Below are 16,542 nucleotides of genomic sequence, written 5' to 3'. Positions count from 1 at the left end.
ACGTTGGCCGGACGAAGGTGGGGCATGCGCAGTTTCGAGTTCGTCGAGGGCGGGTCGGCGAAGTTCTGGGAGATCCGGCGGGACGGTGCGGATGTCACCGTGCGGTTCGGGCGGGTCGGCACCAACGGCCAGACCAAGCTTAAGACCTTCGACGACACGGCCAAGGCCGAGGCGCACGAGACCAAGCTGATCGCCGAGAAGACCCGCAAGGGGTACGCCGAAACGACCTCCGCCCCGGCTGCCGCGCCCGCCGGCCCCACGCCCGGTCCCGGTTCTGACTCGCCGCCGACCTCGGGCGCCGAGCCGACCTCGGGCGCCGAGCCGGTCTCGGGCGCCGAGCCGGTCTCGGGCGCCGTGCCCGATTCCGCTTCCGGCGGCGTGCCCACCGATGCGGCGGGCCCGGCTCCCGCGCCGGTCGCGCGGGATGAGGACACGTTCGTGTTCCCACCGGCGTGGCACCGGCACCGGTATGCGCGACGGGACGGGCACGGTGTCAGCTCGTTCGAGCCCGACCCCAAGGCGGCGGCCGCGGTCGCCGAGATGACCTCCGTCTTCAAGCCCGAGACGGCCGGTCCGGAGTTCGCCGCCGCCCGGGCCGCGGCCGCCGCCCTCGACTGGCGGAACCGCGAACGCACGGTCGCGTTCGCCGACGACTGGATCGCCCGCTACGGCCTGCGGTTCGCCGCCGAGGCCGCCGTCCGGGTGATGACCGCGGTGGTCGTCGACGCCAAGGTGCCGGTCGTCCGGGAACTGCAGCCCGGCACCACCCGCCAGAGCCATTGGATCGACGGCCCGATGCTGATCGCCTTCCGGGTACGCCACGCCCTGGCCTCCGCCCCGGACGACGAGTACGCCTCGGTGATCGCCGCGCTCACCCCGCTGCGGGCCGGGCACGCCTACGCCCGTGCGGTCACCTCGGTGCTCGTGCCGACCCAGACCGGCTGGGTCGAGGAGGACGTGGCCGCCGCCGCCCGCGACCACGATGCCTACCGCGCCACCTTCCTGCTCGCCGCCGTCGGCTCCGCGGAGCAGTTCGCCACCCTGCTGCCGGATGTGCGGTTCTGGCCGGTGGTCGGCACACTCGCCCTGCCGACCACGCTGGCCGACGTGCTCGGGCCGGCCGTCGCGCCCGCCCTGTTCGCCTGGTTCGCCGAGGACTACGCCGACGCGGACGCCAAACGCCGCATCCTGAGCGTGCTCGCGGCGCTGCCGGGCGACGAGGTGATGCGCGGACTGATCGAGCGCGCCGATCAGAAGTTCGTTGCCCCGGCGCTGACCGACGCGGCCGCCCGCTATCCGGCCCGGGCTCTGCGGTGGCTGGCCGAGGGCGCGGGCAACCGTACCGTGGCCGATCTCCTGCGGGCCCACGTGCTCGCCCACCCCGAGGTGATCGACCCGGTCCGGCCCATGCTGAGCTCAACCGCGGCCGGGCGGGTGGAGGCGATCCGGTCGGCCGAGACCGTCCCCGAGGCGCCGGCCGGCGCGGTGCCGCCGCTGCTCGCCGACCCGCCGTGGCGCAACCGTGCCGAGGCGGCCAAGCCGGTCGTGATCGCCGGGCTGGAGTGCACCGACGCCCCGGCGATGAGCTGGGCCGGCGACGAGCGCGAGGCCTGGTTGAACACCCACCTGCACCGCTACCGCCCGGAGGGTTCGTGGGATGACGTGGCCCGGCGGGTGCAGACCGGCGAAGCCCGGTGGCACGAGCACCAGACGTTCATGGTCGAGGCGCCCGACCGGGTGGTGCGGCCGATGCTCGCCGGCTGGCGGCTGCACGACACCTGGAACGCGGGCAGCTGGATGCGGGTCGGCGTCGCGCGTTTCGAGCTGGACGCGTTCGCCTTCACGCTCGACGTCGCGCGGCGGTCGCCCACCGACGCGAAAGAGCTGCTTCTGCCGTACGCGGCCCCGGAGGTCGCGCTGCTGATGGCCGGCTGGCTGGCCCGGCTCAAGACCGCGCGCGGTGCGGCGCTGGCGTGGCTGGTGCGGCATCCCGGGACGGCGGCCCGGGCGCTGGTCCCGGCCGCGCTGCAGAAGCCGGGCACGGCCCGCCGGCAGGCCGAGAACGCGCTGTTCGCCCTGCATCACCAGGGCCACACCGCGTCGATCACCGAGGCCGCGGCGAGCTACGGCGAGGAGGCCGCGGCGGCGATCGCGGCGCTGCTCGCCACCGATCCGGCCGCCCTGCTGCCGGCCCGGCTGCCGCCGGTGCCGGCCTGGGTGACGCCCGGGCTGCTGCCGCCGGTGCTGGTGCGTGGCCGGGCCGGTGCGCTGCCCGGCGCCGCGGTCACCGCGCTGGCGCAGATGCTGGCCATGTCCCGCCTCGACGACCCGTACGCAGGCTTGGAAACCGCCACCGCCGGCCTCGACCCGGACAGTCTGGCCGAGTTTGCCTGGGGCCTGTACCAACGCTGGCAGAACTTCGGCGGCAACGCCAAGGAGAACTGGGTCCTGGACGCGCTCGGCCTGGTCGGCGACGACGAGACCGTGCGCCGGCTGACCCCGCTGATCCTGGCCTGGCCGGGTGAGGGCGGCCACGCCAAGGCGGTCACCGGCGTGACCGTGCTGGCCACCATCGGCACCGACGTCGCCCTGATGCACCTGCACGGCATCGCCCAGCGGGCCAAGTTCCGGGGCCTGAAGTCGGCCGCGGCCGAAAAGATGGACGAGGTCGCGGCCGTGCTCGGGCTGACCGCCGAGCAGCTGGCCGACCGGCTGGTGCCCGATTTCGGGCTGTCGGCTGACGGGAGCATGACGCTCGACTACGGGCCGCGGCAGTTCACCGTCGGCTTCGACGAGGCGCTCCGGCCGTACGTCATGGACAACAGCGGCAAACATCTCAAAGCCCTGCCCAAACCGGGTGTGAAGGACGACCCCGAGCTGGCCCCGGCGGCCTACAAGGCGTTCGCCGGCCTGAAGAAGGACGTGCGCACGGTGGCGGCCGACCAGCTGCGCCGGCTGGAACGCGCGATGGTGACCGGGCGGCGGTGGAGCGGTGCCGACTTCCGGCGGCTGTTCGTCGGGCATCCGCTGGTCTGGCACATCGTGCGCCGCCTGGTCTGGGGCGTCTACGACACCGAGGGCACGCTGACCGGCGCCGTGCGGGTGGCCGAGGACCGCACTTTCTCCACAGTGGAGGATGGTGAGACCGTGCTGCCCGACGATGCCGTCGTCGGTGTCGCGCACCCGCTGGAGCTGGCCGGCACGCTGCCCGACTGGGCCGAGATCTTCGCCGACTACGAGATCCTGCAACCGTTCCCGCAGCTGAGCCGGCCGACCTTCGGGCTGACGCCGGAGGAGGTCACGAGCGGCCGGCTGACCCGCTTCGAGGGCGCCACGGTCCCGACCGGTAAGGTGATCGGCCTGGAACGCCGCGGCTGGACGCGGCAGGATCCGCAGGACGGCGGCCACCAGGGCTATATCGAGCTGGAACTGGCCTCCGGCCACACCGTGGTCGTTCTGCTCGACCCGGGCATAGCGATCGGCGCGATCGAGATCTTCCCCGAGCAGAAGCTGGCGGAGATCTTCCTGTCCCGCGGCGGCGACCACTGGGGGCAGCCCGGCGGGCGACTGTCGCTGGAGACACTCGACCAGGTCGCTGTGTCCGAGGTCATCCGCGACCTGGCCGAGGTGACGCCGTGAGCCCTGCGGTGCCGCCGATGCTGGCCGACCCGCCCTGGCTCGCCCGCCGGGCCGCCGCACCGGTGGTCCTCGCCGGCCTGAGCTGCGCCGACCCGGCCACCATGGAGTGGGCCGCCGGCGAGCGGGCGGAATGGCTGGCGCAGCGGGCCGACGATCCGCTGCACCGGTCGTGGGACATGCTGATCCACCGCGTCCAGTGCGACGTGGCGTCCTGGGACGAGCAGATGTCGTTGTTCGTGCACGGCCCCGAGGATGTCGTCCGGCCGGAGCTGGCCGCCTGGCGCCCGGAACCGGGCCTGGACGGGCTTTACATCCTGCGCCGGGTGGCCGCCCGCTTCGAACAGGACGCCCTGCCGCCGGTGCTGTACGCGGCCCGGCGCCGGCCCGCCGACTTCGGCCCCCTGCTGGTGCCGTTCGCCGCGCCGGACCTGGCGCGGGTGATGGCCGAGCTGCTGGGCCGCAAGACGTCCGGTGGTGTCGCGCGGGCCTGGCTCGGGCGCCACCCGGGCCTGGCCGCCCGCGCCCTGGTGCCGGTCGCCCTGCGCAAGCCCGGTGCCGCCCGCCGCCACGCTGAGCAGGGGCTGCTCGTGCTGCACGACGACGGTCACGCCGGCGCCGTGCGGGCCGCCGCCGCCGGGTACGGCGACGAGGCCGTGGCGGCGATCGAGACGTTGCTCGCGTCCGATCGCACGGCTCCGATGCCGGTGGTTCCCCGGTGGGCCGCCCCGGGAACGCTGCCACCGGTCGAGGCGCGTGGCGGGGGCGCTCTGCCCGACGAGGCCGTGAGCCACCTGCTCCGCATGGTCGCCGCCTCCCGCCTCGACCAGCCCTACCCGGCGCTGAAGGCCGTGACCGCCGACCTGGACCGGGCCGGCCTGGCCGCGCTCGCCTGGGAACTCTTCAGGCGCTGGGACGGCCACGGCGCGGACAGCCGGGACGGCTGGGCGATGCACGCGCTCGGGCTGCTCGGCGACGACGACACGGTCCGCCGGCTGACCCCGCTGATCCTTCAGTGGCCGGGTCGCAACCATCATGCCCGGGCCGTCACCGGCGTTTCCGTGCTGGCCGCCATCGGGTCCGACCTGGCGCTGCTGCACCTGTACCGGATCTCCCGGACGGCCACCTACCCCGGCCTCAAGACGGCCGCCGGGCAAAAGATGGACGAGTTGGCGGCCGCCCTCGGGCTGACCGTGGAGCAACTGGCCGACCGCTCGGTGCCCGACTTCGGGCTGAACGCCGACGGCAGCATCACCCTCGACTACGGGCCGCGGCGGTTCACCGTCGGGTTCGACGAGCAGCTGCGACCGTACGTGCGGGATGCCGCCGGCAAGCACCTCAAGGCCCTGCCCAAACCGGGTGTCAAGGACGATCCGGCCGCCTACCAGGCCTTCACGACGCTGAAGAGGGACGTGCGTAAGGTCGCCACCGAGCAGCTGCGCCGCATGGAACGCGCCATGGTGAAGCGGCGCCGGTGGAGCGCCGCCGAGTTCCGCCGGCACTTCGTCGAGCACCCGCTCATGCTTCACCTCACCCGCCGCCTGGTCTGGGGCGTCTACGACCGGTCCGGGGCCATGACCGGCGCGGTCCGGGTGGCCGAGGATCTCAGCCTGGCCACCGTGGACGACGCCGAGACGACCCTGGCCGATGACGCCGTCGTCGGCATCGCGCATCCGCTGGAACTGGGCGACCGCCGGCCCGACTGGGCCGAGGTGCTGGCCGACTACGAGATCCTGCAACCGTTCCCGCAGCTCGCCCGGCAGACCTTCACCCCCACGGCCGAGGAGGCCGAGGCCGGTCGCCTCCTCCGTTTCGACGGCGCCGCCCTGCCCGACGGGCGGGCGCGCGAGCTCGAGTTCCGCGGCTGGACCCGCGACCAGAACCTGATCACCTTCGAGGTCGGTGCCGAGCGCACGGTGGTCGTCCGGCTAGGGTCCGACGCGTCGCTGGAACAACAGATCCTCGACATCGCCCTGACCGGGGACCCTCGGCTCCCGGTCACCTCGGCCGACCCGGTCGCCCTGTCCGACGTCATCCGCCACCTTTCGGAGGTCACCCCATGAGCCCGATCGAGGTCACCGCGCCGGTCGAGGAGGTGCAGCGGCCGCCGGCCGAGGTGCGGTACGCCGACGAGCTGGCCCGCCTCAAGGCCCGCGACGACGCCGCGCGACCGCCCGGCTGGGCGCTGAGCGTGCAGGCGGCCCGGCGGTTCGTGATCGGGGACGACCGGCTCGGCGTGACCCGCAAGTTCGTCGGCGACCCGTCGCTCATCGACCGGGCGCTGATCACCCTGGCCACCAGCCGCGGGCTGATGCTGGTGGGCGACCCGGGCACGGCCAAGTCGCTGCTGTCCGAGCTGCTCGCGGCCGCGGTCAGCGGCGACTCCACGCTGACCATCCAGGGCGGCGCGGCGACCACCGAGGACGCGATCCGGTATTCGTGGAACTACGCGCTGCTGGTCGCCGACGGGCCGTCCACCCGGTCGCTGGTCCCGGCGCCGCTGCTACGGGGCATGGCCGAGGGACGAACGGTCCGCTTCGAGGAGATCACCCGGTGCCCGCTCGAGGTGCAGGACTGCCTGCTCTCGCCGCTGTCCGACCGGGTGCTCGCGATCCCCGAGCTGACCGGGCCGGAGGCGATGGTCTTCGCCCGCGACGGCTTCAACATCATCGCCACCGCCAACACCCGCGACCGCGGCGTCAACGACATGAGCTCGGCCCTCAAGCGGCGGTTCAACTTCGAGACGGTGTTCCCGATCGCCGACTTCGACACCGAGCTGTCGCTGGTCGCCGACGAGGCCGGCAAACTGCTGCAACGCTCCGGGGTGACCGCCGAGCCGCGCCGCGACGTGCTTGAGGTCCTGGTCACCACCTTCCGCGAGCTGCGCGGCGGGGAGACCGCGCGGGGCGACTCGATGGAGCGGTTGTCGGCGGTGATGAGTACGGCCGAAGCGGTTTCCGTCGCGCACGCGGTCGGCCTGCGCGGCTGGTTCCTGCGCGGCGAGCCCGGCAACGCCGAGGACGTGGTCGCCTGCCTGGCCGGCACGGCCGCCAAGGACAGCCCGGAAGACCTGGCCAAACTCCGCCGGTACCTGTCCCAGCCGGTCGACTGGCGGCCGGGCCGGCAGTGGCAGGCCCTGCGCCAGGCCCGGCACCTGCTCCCGGGCTGAGCCGTGCCGGTCACCTTCATCGGCGTCCGCCACCACAGTCCCGCCTGCGCGCGGCTGGTCGCCGACACCATCGACGCGCTCCGCCCCGCCTACGTCCTGATCGAAGGACCGGCCGACCTCAACGACCGGGTCGGTGAGCTGCTGCTCGGCCACGAACTGCCGGTCGCGGTGTTCACCAGCTACCGCGACGACGAGCGGCGGCACGGCTCGTGGACGCCGTTCTGCGACTACTCGCCCGAGTGGGTGGCGCTCACGCACGGCTCGGCGGCCGGCGCGGAACTGCGGTTCATCGACCTCCCGGCCTGGCATCCGGCCTTCGCCGGGCGGGCCAACCGGTACGCCGACGCCGAACTGCGCTACGCCGAGGTGATAGCGCGGCTGTGCCGCGGCTTCGACGTGGACAACATCGACGTGCTGTGGGACCACCTCGTCGAGATCGCCCCGCCCGAGGGGCTGGCCGAGCGGCTGGCCACCTACTTCGACCTGGTCCGGGGCGAGTCCGCCGCGGCCGAGTCGGACACCGCGCGCGAGGAGTACATGGCTTCCTGGGTGCGGGCGGCGGAGTCCGAGGCCGGGGACCGGCCGGTGGTCGTGGTCACGGGTGGGTTCCATCGGCCGGCGCTGGTGTCGCTGTCGGCGTCGGGCCCGACGGCCTGGCCCGCGGTGCCACGGCTGCCCGAAGGCGCGCTGGGCGGCAGTTACCTGGTGCCGTACTCGTTCCGGCGGCTCGACGCGTTCGACGGATACCAGTCCGGGATGCCGTCGCCCGGTTACTACCAGGAGCTGTACGAGTACGGGGCCGAGGTGGCGGCGCGGCACCTGGTCGAGGCGGTCGCGGGCCGGCTCCGGGACCGGAAGCAGCCCGTCTCCACAGCCGACCTGATCGCGGCGCGGGCCACCGCCGACGGGCTGGCGGTCATCCGGGGCCACGCGTCCCCCGCCCGCACCGACGTGCTCGACGGTCTCGCATCGGCACTGGTGAACGAAGCTCTGGACGTACCCCTGCCGTGGTCCGACCGGGGAACCCTGCGGGCCGGCAGCCATCCCGTCGTGGTCGAGATGGTCGCCGCGCTCAGCGGAAGCCGCGTCGGGCGCCTGCACCCCCGCACGCCCGCGCCGCCCCTGGTCCACGACTTCGACGCCGAGCTGGACCGGGCCGGCCTCGACATCGTGGGCGACGTCGACCTCGACCTGACCCGCCCCGGCGACCGCTCCCGCAGCGTGATCCTGCACCGGGTACGAATCCTCGCGGTACCCGGCTTCACCCGGACCGCCGGCCCGTCGGTCGGGCTCGACCCGTCGCTGCGCGAGCGGTGGACCCTGCGGCCCGACCCCGGCCGCCTGACCGCGGTCATCGAGGCCGGCGCGCACGGCGCGACACTGGCCGACGCGTGCGCCGGCGCCCTGGCCGAACGGGCCGCCGCGGCCGGCCGCGACGTCGACGCCCTGGCGGCGATCCTGTTCGACGCCGCCCTGTGCGGCCTGACCGACGTTTCCGACCGCGCGCTGGCCGACATCGACGCCGGGGTGGCGGCCGCACCTGACCTCGGTGCGCTGGGACGCATGCTGGCCGTGATGCTCACCATGTGGCGGCACGACCGGGTCTTCGGTACGGCTCGCAGTGGCGCCCTGGGCCGGGTGGTCGAGGTCGCCGTCCGCCGCGTTCTATGGCTGGCCGAAGGAGTGCGGGGCCCGGCCGCGCCGGCCGACCTGGGGCGGATAGCGGCACTGGCGGCCTGCCGGGACGCGTTGCGCCACGCGGCGTCGGCGTTGTCCCTGGATGTAGGGGCGGCGCTGGAAACCGCGGCCCGGGTCTCCGCGGACACCTCGGCCCCACCCGACCTGCGGGGCGCGATGTTCGGCCTCCAGTGGGCCCTGGCCGACCTGGTCACCGACCTCGATCCGGTCCGGACGGTGCGCGGTGCCTTCGTGGCGGCGACGGCGGGGGACTGGCTGGCCGGGCTGTTCGCGCTCGCCCGCGAGGAGGTGCTGCACCACGAGGACGTGATCGGCTTGCTCGACGAGCTGATGTCCGGGCTGGGCGCGGACGACTTCCTGGTCGGGTTGCCGGCGCTGCGGCAAGCGTTCGAGTTCTTTCCGCCGCGCGAGCGCGAGATCATCGCCGGGCGGCTGCTGGCTCGGCGCGGGCTCAGCGGCAGCGCGCGCGGCCTGCTCCGGGGGACCGCCGACCCGCAGACCGTGGCGGCCGGCATGCGCCTGGACGAGCGGGTGGAGCACCTGCTGCGGGCGGCCGGACTGATCACCGAGAGCTCTGCTGTACGAAACAGTGTCGTTCAGTCGGTGGGGTCGGAGGGGGTGGCGTGAGTTCTGGTGTACGAAACTGTTTCGTTCAGTTGGCGGGGGTCGGTGGGCGTGGCGTGAGTTCTGGTGTACGAAACTGTTTCGTTCAGTCGGTGGGGTCGGAGGGGGCGGCGTGAGCTCACCTGTACGAAACAGTTTCGTACAGTCGGCCGGGACCGATCCGGACCTGGAGCGGTGGCGGCTGGTGCTCGGGGCGCCCGCCTCGGCCATGGGCGACCTCGGCGCCGACGGTGTGGCCCGGGACGCGGCGCTGAACTGGCTCTACGGCCGCGACGGCGAGCACGATCGGCGCGACGTGCGGCCGGGCGCGGCCGGCAAGGAGGGTGGCGACGGTCCCTCGGTGGTGACCACTGTGGACTGGCTCGACGATATCAACCGTCTGTTCCCCAAGGAGACCATCGAGCGGCTGCAGCGCGACGCGGTCGAGCTCTACCAGATCAACGACATCGTGACCGACCCGGCGGTGCTGGAGACGATCGAGCCCAATCCGTCGCTGCTGCGGGCCGTGCTGCAGACCAAACACCTGATGAACCCCGAGGTGCTGCGGCTGGCCCGGCGGATCGTCGAGGCCGTCGTGCGGGACCTGCTGGCGAAGATGGCCGTCGAGGTGCGGGCGGCGTTCAGCGGGACGCGGGCGCGGCGGCCCAGCCGGTGGAAGCAGGCCCGGGACTTCGACATGCGGCGTACGCTGCGAGCCAACCTCGGGCACTTCCGGCCGGAGGAGAAGCGGCTCTACATCGAGACGCCGCACTTCTTCTCCCGGACGCGACGGCATGTCGAGCAGTGGCAGGTGATTCTGCTGGTCGATCAGTCGGGGTCGATGGTCGACTCGGTGATCCACTCGGCCGTCACGGCGGCGTGTCTGTGGGGGCTGCCGGGTGTGCGTACCCATCTGATCGCCTTCGACACCGACGTGGTCGACCTGACCAGCGACGTCGACGACCCCGTCGAGTTGCTGATGAAGGTGCAGCTCGGTGGGGGGACTGACATCGCGCGGGCGGTGCGGTACGGCGCCGGGCTGATCGAGCAGCCGCGGCGGGCGATCGTCGCGGTGATCAGCGACTTCTACGAGGGCGGGTCGCAGTCGGTGCTGATCCGGGCGGTGCGGGAGCTGGTCGATCAGGGTACGAAGGTGCTGGGGCTGGCGGCGCTCGACGAGCAGGCCAGTCCGGCGTTCGACCGGGACATGGCCCAGAGCCTGGCCAACGTGGGCGCCTCGATGGGTGCGATGACGCCGGGCGAGCTGGCGGCGTTCGTGGCCGAGCAGGTGACCAGGTGAGCGCGGCTCTGATGAGGGTGGCTGAGCGGTCCGGGCGGGTGGCCCGGTGAGCGCGGCTCTGATGAGGGTGGCTGAGCGGTCCGGGCGGGTGATCCGGTGAACGCGGCCGAACGGTCCGGGCGGGTGATCCGGTGAGCGCGGCGGAGCGGTCCGGGCGGGTGACCCGATGAGGGCGGCCGAGCAGATTGGGTGGGTGACGCGGTGAGGGCGGATCTGCTGGCGTTGACCGAGGCGACGCTGGCCGAGCTGACCAATCGGGGGCTGGTCAAGCGCGCGGCCCGTGAGCTGGAACGTTCCACACCGGAGCTGACCGAGGACGAGGACGGGACGGTGCGGGCGGCGTTCCCGGACGGGGTGACGACGGCTCTGCCGGTCGGCGGGTTCGAGAGTGCCACCTGCGGATGCGGTGCTTCGGGCACCTGCCGGCATCTGGTCGGTCTGGTGCTGGCCTACAAGCGGATGCCGCCGGCAGCGGGGGCGGCGGACATGGACGCGGCGGGGTCCGTGGACGCGCCGGGATCCGTGGACGTGGCGGGGTCCGTGGACGCGGCGGACGTGACGGGGTCCGTGGGTGCGGCGGAGTGGTCACCGGGGGAGTTCACCGACGAGGAGCTGGTCGCCCGGCTCGGCGAGCGTCTGGTGGCGACGGCCCGGCGGGCGGCGGGAGCCGGGTATGTGGCCCGGGTGCGCCGGGGGCGGGAGGCCGACCCGGTGCCCAGTGTGGAGCTGCCCACGGCGACCGTGCGGTTCCTCGTACCCAAGGATCTGGGGTTTGCCACCACCGACACGGTCGCGGGGGTGCGGGACGACGTGATCGCGCTGGCCGTGTGGGCGTTCCGGGTGGCCGACGAGCGGGTGCCCGAGCTGGCCGACGCGCAGGTGCAGGTCGGTGGGGAAGCGGCGCCGGCCGGCGGGCCCGCGCTGGAGGCAGCGGTCGCGCTCGCGTCGACGGTCCTGCTGGAGGGGGCGGTCCAGCTCGGTGCGGGGCTGGCCGGGGAGATCGCGGGGGTACGCCGTGAGCTCGACGCCGCGCGCCTGCGGTGGCCGCTGCTCGCCCTCGACGACCTGGCCGGGCAGCTGGAGGCGTACCGGGACCGCGGCGCCCGCTACCGGCCCGAGGCACTCGCCGACCACCTCGCCGAACTGGTCGCGCGGCACCGCGCCGTCACCGGCCCGGGCGCCGAACTCCGGTCCCGGGTGCTCGGCACCGACGAGGCGGCCGAGACACCGCTGCGGCGGGCCCGGCTGGACGGGGTGGGTGCCCGGGTCAGCGCGGCCGGCGACGAGCGCGTGGTCGACCTGTTCCTCGCGCACGCTGACAGCGCCACCGTGCTCGTGCTGCGGCGGGCGTACCCGGCGGAGGAAGCCGGACCACAGCTTGCCGCACGTCGCGTCGCCGGGGTGACCGTCGGCCTGCTCGCGTCCGGCGCCGTGGTCACCGAGGCGGCGGCCCGCAGTGCCAGCCGCGCCGTCCGGCTGGGCGCGCGCCGGCTGAGCCGCACCGAGGCGATGGCCTCCCGCGGCTCCTGGCAGCATCTGCCGCCGGCCCTGCTCGCCGCCTCCCTCGACGCGCTCGCGGCCGAGCTCGACGCCCTGCCGCCCCGCCCGATCCGCGCCCGTGTGCAGGCCGAACTGGTCCGCGTGATCCCGGTGGCGTCGGTCCGCTCGATCAGTTACGCCCCCGGCGCCCAGCGTCTGGACGCGGTCATCGCCGACGCCACCGGCACCACCGCGGTCGTCCAGGCCACCCACGAGTCGTGCGCCCCGGGCCGCCTCGACAGCATGGCCGAGGCCCTGTCGGCCGGGCCGCGCTTCGTCTCGGGCACGGTCCGCCGCGGCGGTGGCGGCATCCTGATCGACCCGCTGGCCTTCGCCACCGCCGACGGTGTGGTGGTTCCCGACCTGGCGGCCGCCGCCCGCGGCACCGATCCCGGCGCCGGCCTGGCGCCGCCGGCCGACCCGCTGGCGCAGGTTATCGACGAGGCGGTGGCGCTGCTGGCCGAGGTCGCGCACCGGGGGCTGCGGCACGTGCCGTCGACGATGGGTACGCGCCTGCACGCCACGGCCGGCCGCCTGTCGAAACTGGGCCTGCGTCACGCCGCCGCGGCCGTTGAGGGGCTCAGTGACCTGCTCGGCCCCGACCCGGGTGATCCGGCCGTGTCGGCCTGGGTGGACGCCTACCTACGCACGAGCCTGGCCGCCGAGCTGCTGTAGGCCGCGTTTCGTAATCCACCCGGGGCTGCGGCGTGGGCCCAGGGCGCGCCTGACGCCAGCCACACTCTGGACCTCGCCTCGCACTCAGCCGGACTGCGGAACACGGTCTGACGCGACGAACCGGGCCTCGAGATCGTCGACCCGCTGGGCCGGCGTGCGGTGGTCGGGCAGCGGAACGCCCGCCTCGGCCCGCCACCGGGCGTCGCCGAGGACGGTGCGCAGATGCCAGGCCATGATCCGGTCGAGGTCCAGGGGTGTGCCGGTGAGCCGCTCGTACTCCCGGACCGTGGCCGTCAGCAGTTCGATCCCGCCGTCGCCGGGCAGGCAGCGCAGGTCGAACTCGGGTTCGCCCGGTCCGGCCGTCTCCAGGTCGACGACCAGCCGCAGCCGCAGCGTCCCGGGATCCCACAGGTGGTTGTCGCCGTGGAAGTCGCCGTGCACGAGTACGGTCCGGCCCGGCGTGTCCAGCACCTGGTCGGCCCAGTCGCACCAGGATCGGACCCGGTTCCGCCGATCCGGGTCGACCAGTGCGCCGAAGCGGGTGCGCAGCACGTCCGTCGGCTCGGCCGTCGGCGGCGGGCCGGACACCGTCCCGAGCCGGGCGGAGCCGTGCAGGCCGGCCAGAACCGTGGCGAGGTCACGGGCGACCTGTGGCCGCGCGCGGGCGGTGATCCGGTGCCGGACGGCGAAGAACGGCACCGCCGACGACCGGCGGGTGATCAGCATCGCGGGGTCCTCGGCGAACGCCACCACGGTGGGCAGAGGCAGCGCCGTACGCAGTGCGTCGAGCAGCCGCGCCTCCCGGCTGATCCGTCGCGCGGGCGGTTCGGCCCAGGCGAACTTCACCACGTACCGGTCGTCGATCACCGCGGTGGCCCCGGACCACTCCGGATCGTCCTCCGCCAACGGTCCGCGCGGCACGATCGTGCCCTCGGCCAGGTCGGGCGCCACCCGGCGGAGCGCGGCCCGCAGGGCGTCCACTGTCGGTTCGGCCAGCCAGGTCAACGTCATCCGCCCAGCATGCCGCCGATCAGGGTGTCCAGAGCCAGGTCTCCCGCTCGTACCGTGGCTCGAAGCCGGCCCGGATCAGGTTGCGGGCCGAGGTGTTGTAGCCGTCGGGGACGACGCCGGTCTCGGCGACCAGCACCGGGCAGCCGGCCTCGGCGGCGGCGGCGACCCGGGCGGCGATGACGGCCGATTGCGCGCCGTGCCCGCGATGGGTGCTGATCGTGGCGCCGGAGAACAGGTGGGCACCGTCGGGGTGCAGCCGGACCAGGCCGGTGGCCACGATCTCGTCGCCGTCCCAGCGGGCGTAAGCGCGAAACACCGGCTGCTTCAGCGCGGCCACGCTGATGGCGATGTTGGCCGGCGTCGACAGGCCGAAGACGCGCCACATCACCTGGGACCAGCGTTCGTGGTCGGACGGCTCGACCAGGGTCACGGCGGGCGCGGGTGCGACGTCCAGCGACGGGCGCGCGGCCAGCTTGAGGGTGCGGCCGGCTGGGGTGAGCCCGTACTTGGCGGCGATGGCGGCCCAGTCGCCGGTGCGGGCGTGCGGGGGCAGCGCGAACCGCGCCTGCTCGACGCCCCGGTCGCGGAGATGGTCGACGATCGCACCGATCAGGTCGGCCGGGGGCGGTTCCTCGAACCCGACGACCTGGCACCAGAACGAGGCGTCCGGCCCCGGCCGGGTCAGCACGGCGACGCCGTCGAAGGTCACGGCCCGGGTGTCCAGCTCCGGCGGCCCGGCCCGGACCAGGTCGAGGAAGGCGTCGGCCTCGGATCGCTCAAACACATTCGAAGCGACGGGTACGCGTGAGCAGCGTTCACGTGACAGCCGCCACACGACGCGCCACGCCCGTCGCGATGGCAAAACCTGGGCTATTTGTCCGGATTGGACTAGCTTGGTGATCATGACGGAGCTGGTCGCGCCGCGGGTGTCCGTACCCGCCGTGCTGGCCCGGGCACGCGACCACCTGCTGGCCCGGCAGGACCCGGCCGGCTGGTGGCGTGGCCTGCTCGAGACCAACGTGACCATGGACGCCGAAGACCTGCTGCTCCGCGAGATCGTCGGGATCCGCCAGCCGGACGACACCGCCGCCACCGCCACCTGGATCCGGTCCCGCCAGCGGCCCGACGGCACCTGGTCGACCTTCCACGACGGGCCACCGGACCTGTCCGCCAGCGTCGAGGCGTACCTGGCCCTCCGCCTGGCCGGCGACCCGCCAGACGCGTCGCACCTGACCCGCGCGGCCAGCCAGATCCGCGCCGCCGGCGGCCTGCCCGGCACCCGCCTGACCACCCGCTGCTGGCTGGCCATGCTCGGCCTGTGGAACTGGGACGCCCTCCCGGCACCGCCGCCGGAGCTGATCCTATTGCCGCGGTGGGCGCCGTTCAGCGTCTACCGCTGGGCCAGCTGGACCCGGCAGACCGTCGTGCCGCTGGCCGTCATCGCCGCGCACCGCCCGATCCACCGGCTGCCGTTCGACCTGCGCGAGCTCGGCGTGGGCCGGCCGCACCCGGTCCGGCACAAGCTCACCCTGGCCGGCCGCCACCCGACCCGGCCGCTGCGCCGGCTGGCCCTGCGCCGCTGCGAGTCGTGGATCCTCGACCGGCAGGAGGCGGACGGATCGTGGGGCGGCACCCGGCCCGCCACCTGCTACTCGATCCTCGCCCTGCCCGGCGGCCACCCGGCCCGCGAGCGTGCCCTGAACGGGCTCGACCGGTTCACCGTCCGCTCGGCCGAGGGCCGGTGGGTCGAGGCGTGCCAGTCCCCGGTCCGCGACACCACGCTGGCGGTCATCGCGCTCACCGACGCCGGGGTGCCCGGCGACCATCCGGCCGTCGTCGCCGCCGCCAACTGGATCCTGGCCGAGGAGGTCCGGCGGACCGGCGACTGGGCCCGGCGCCGCCCCCACGGCCGGGCCGGGGGTTGGTCGTTCCAGTTCGACAACGACCTCTTCCCGGACACCGACGACACTGCCCACGCTGTTCTCGCCCTGCTCCGGGCCCGCACCACCGGCAACGCCCGCCGGGTCGACGCCGCGGTCCGGCGCGGCTGCGAATGGCTGATCGCGATGCAGTCGACCGACGGCGGCTGGGGCGCGTTCGACGCCGACAACACCAGCCGGCTGCCCCGTACGCTGCCGTTCGCCGACGCCGGCGCGGTCACCGACCCGCCGTCGGCCGACGTCACCGCGCACGTCGTCGAGGCGCTCTGCCACGGCGGCGCGGGCGGGACCACCGCCGTCCGGCGCGGCGTCGACTGGCTGCTGCGCGCCCAGGAGGAGGACGGTTCCTGGTTCGGGCGGTGGGGCGTCAACCACGTGTACGGTACGGGCGCCGTCCTGCCCGCCCTGGCCGCCGCCCGCGCCCACGTCGACGGCGACCGCGGCGACCGGATCACCGACGCCGTCGACGGTGGCGTCGCCTGGCTGACCGCCTGCCAGCAGCCCGACGGCGGCTGGGGTGAGGACCCGCGTTCCTACCGCGACCGGTCCTGGGTCGGCCGTGGCCCCGCCACCGCCTCGCAGACCGCGTGGGGCCTGCTCGCTCTGCTGGCCGGCACCGCACCGCCTGGCACCGCATCGCCTGGCACCGCTCTGCCTGGCACCGCTCTGCCTGGCACCGCTCTGCCCCACACCGCACCGCTCGGCGCCGCACCGTCCGGCATCGCACCGGGCGGCACCGCGTTGCCTCGCACCGCACCGGGCGGTACCGGACCGGCCGAGGCGATGGGCCGCGCCGCCGAGTGGCTGGCCGCCCACCAACGCCCCGGCGGAGGCTGGGACGAACCGCACCACACCGGCACCGCCGTACCCGGCCACCTGTACGTCAACCACCACCTCCACCGCGTCGTCTTCCCGATCTGTGCCCTGGCCCGCTACGCCGCCCGTCGTCCCGGCGCGGCCTGACCCAGTGG

At 74.3% G+C, this 16,542-nt stretch carries 9 protein-coding genes; 7 read left to right on the top strand and 2 right to left on the bottom strand.

Annotated elements, in window-relative coordinates:
• Window positions 1-24: 24 nt before the first annotated feature.
• From ACGFIO_RS22080 to ACGFIO_RS22055, 6 genes are all read left to right on the top strand, one after another.
• On the top strand, window positions 25-3,639 hold the full coding sequence (locus tag ACGFIO_RS22080) for a DUF4132 domain-containing protein (protein WP_392828170.1): 3,615 nt from the start codon (window positions 25-27) through the stop codon (window positions 3,637-3,639).
• Window positions 3,636-5,699 (top strand): DUF4132 domain-containing protein, encoded by a 2,064-nt coding sequence (locus ACGFIO_RS22075; protein WP_392828169.1) that lies wholly within the window; start codon window positions 3,636-3,638, stop codon window positions 5,697-5,699. The genes ACGFIO_RS22080 and ACGFIO_RS22075 overlap by 4 nt, the downstream gene beginning before the upstream one ends.
• Entirely contained in the window at window positions 5,696-6,805 is a 1,110-nt protein-coding gene (locus ACGFIO_RS22070) for an AAA family ATPase (protein ID WP_392828168.1), read from the top strand. Before ACGFIO_RS22075 ends, ACGFIO_RS22070 begins: the two co-directional genes overlap by 4 nt.
• A 3-nt stretch (window positions 6,806-6,808) precedes the next feature.
• Complete coding sequence (locus tag ACGFIO_RS22065) at window positions 6,809-9,130, top strand: DUF5682 family protein (RefSeq protein WP_392828167.1); 2,322 nt, start codon at window positions 6,809-6,811, stop codon at window positions 9,128-9,130.
• Between the two features lie 205 nt (window positions 9,131-9,335).
• Window positions 9,336-10,406 (top strand): VWA domain-containing protein, encoded by a 1,071-nt coding sequence (locus ACGFIO_RS22060; protein ID WP_392828503.1) that lies wholly within the window; start codon window positions 9,336-9,338, stop codon window positions 10,404-10,406.
• A gap of 201 nt (window positions 10,407-10,607) precedes the next feature.
• A complete protein-coding gene (locus ACGFIO_RS22055) occupies window positions 10,608-12,620 on the top strand; it encodes a hypothetical protein (protein ID WP_392828166.1) in 2,013 nt (670 codons plus the stop codon).
• Between the two features lie 84 nt (window positions 12,621-12,704).
• On the opposite strand, the gene ACGFIO_RS22050 is transcribed toward ACGFIO_RS22055, so the two are convergent.
• Both ACGFIO_RS22050 and ACGFIO_RS22045 read right to left on the bottom strand, forming a co-directional pair.
• Entirely contained in the window at window positions 12,705-13,631 is a 927-nt protein-coding gene (locus tag ACGFIO_RS22050) for a phosphotransferase family protein (protein ID WP_392828165.1), read from the bottom strand.
• A gap of 19 nt (window positions 13,632-13,650) precedes the next feature.
• Window positions 13,651-14,415: a GNAT family N-acetyltransferase gene (locus tag ACGFIO_RS22045; RefSeq protein WP_392828164.1), complete on the bottom strand. Its 765-nt coding sequence runs from the start codon at window positions 14,413-14,415 to the stop codon at window positions 13,651-13,653.
• Window positions 14,416-14,533: 118 nt separating this feature from the next.
• Here ACGFIO_RS22045 and shc point away from each other — a divergent pair, with 118 nt between their 5' ends.
• On the top strand, window positions 14,534-16,534 hold the full coding sequence (shc, locus tag ACGFIO_RS22040; protein WP_392828163.1) for a squalene--hopene cyclase: 2,001 nt from the start codon (window positions 14,534-14,536) through the stop codon (window positions 16,532-16,534).
• The last annotated feature ends 8 nt before the right edge of the window (window positions 16,535-16,542 follow it).

It is taken from the genome of Actinoplanes sp. NPDC049265, from assembly GCF_043197135.1.
GTDB lineage: Bacteria > Actinomycetota > Actinomycetes > Mycobacteriales > Micromonosporaceae > Actinoplanes.
The sequence above is the reverse complement of the archived record's forward strand: the minus strand, read 5'-3'. Positions and strand labels throughout refer to the sequence as shown.

Bases quoted from the DNA above. Each gene is read 5' to 3' on its own strand.
- shc (WP_392828163.1), top strand. From the start codon at position 14,534: ATGACGGAGCTGGTCGCGCCGCGGGTGTCCGTACCCGCCGTGCTGGCC.
- ACGFIO_RS22060 (WP_392828503.1), top strand. From the start codon at position 9,336: ATGGGCGACCTCGGCGCCGACGGTGTGGCCCGGGACGCGGCGCTGAAC.
- ACGFIO_RS22070 (WP_392828168.1), top strand. From the start codon at position 5,696: ATGAGCCCGATCGAGGTCACCGCGCCGGTCGAGGAGGTGCAGCGGCCG.
- ACGFIO_RS22050 (WP_392828165.1), bottom strand. From the start codon at position 13,631: ATGACGTTGACCTGGCTGGCCGAACCGACAGTGGACGCCCTGCGGGCC.
- ACGFIO_RS22080 (WP_392828170.1), top strand. From the start codon at position 25: ATGCGCAGTTTCGAGTTCGTCGAGGGCGGGTCGGCGAAGTTCTGGGAG.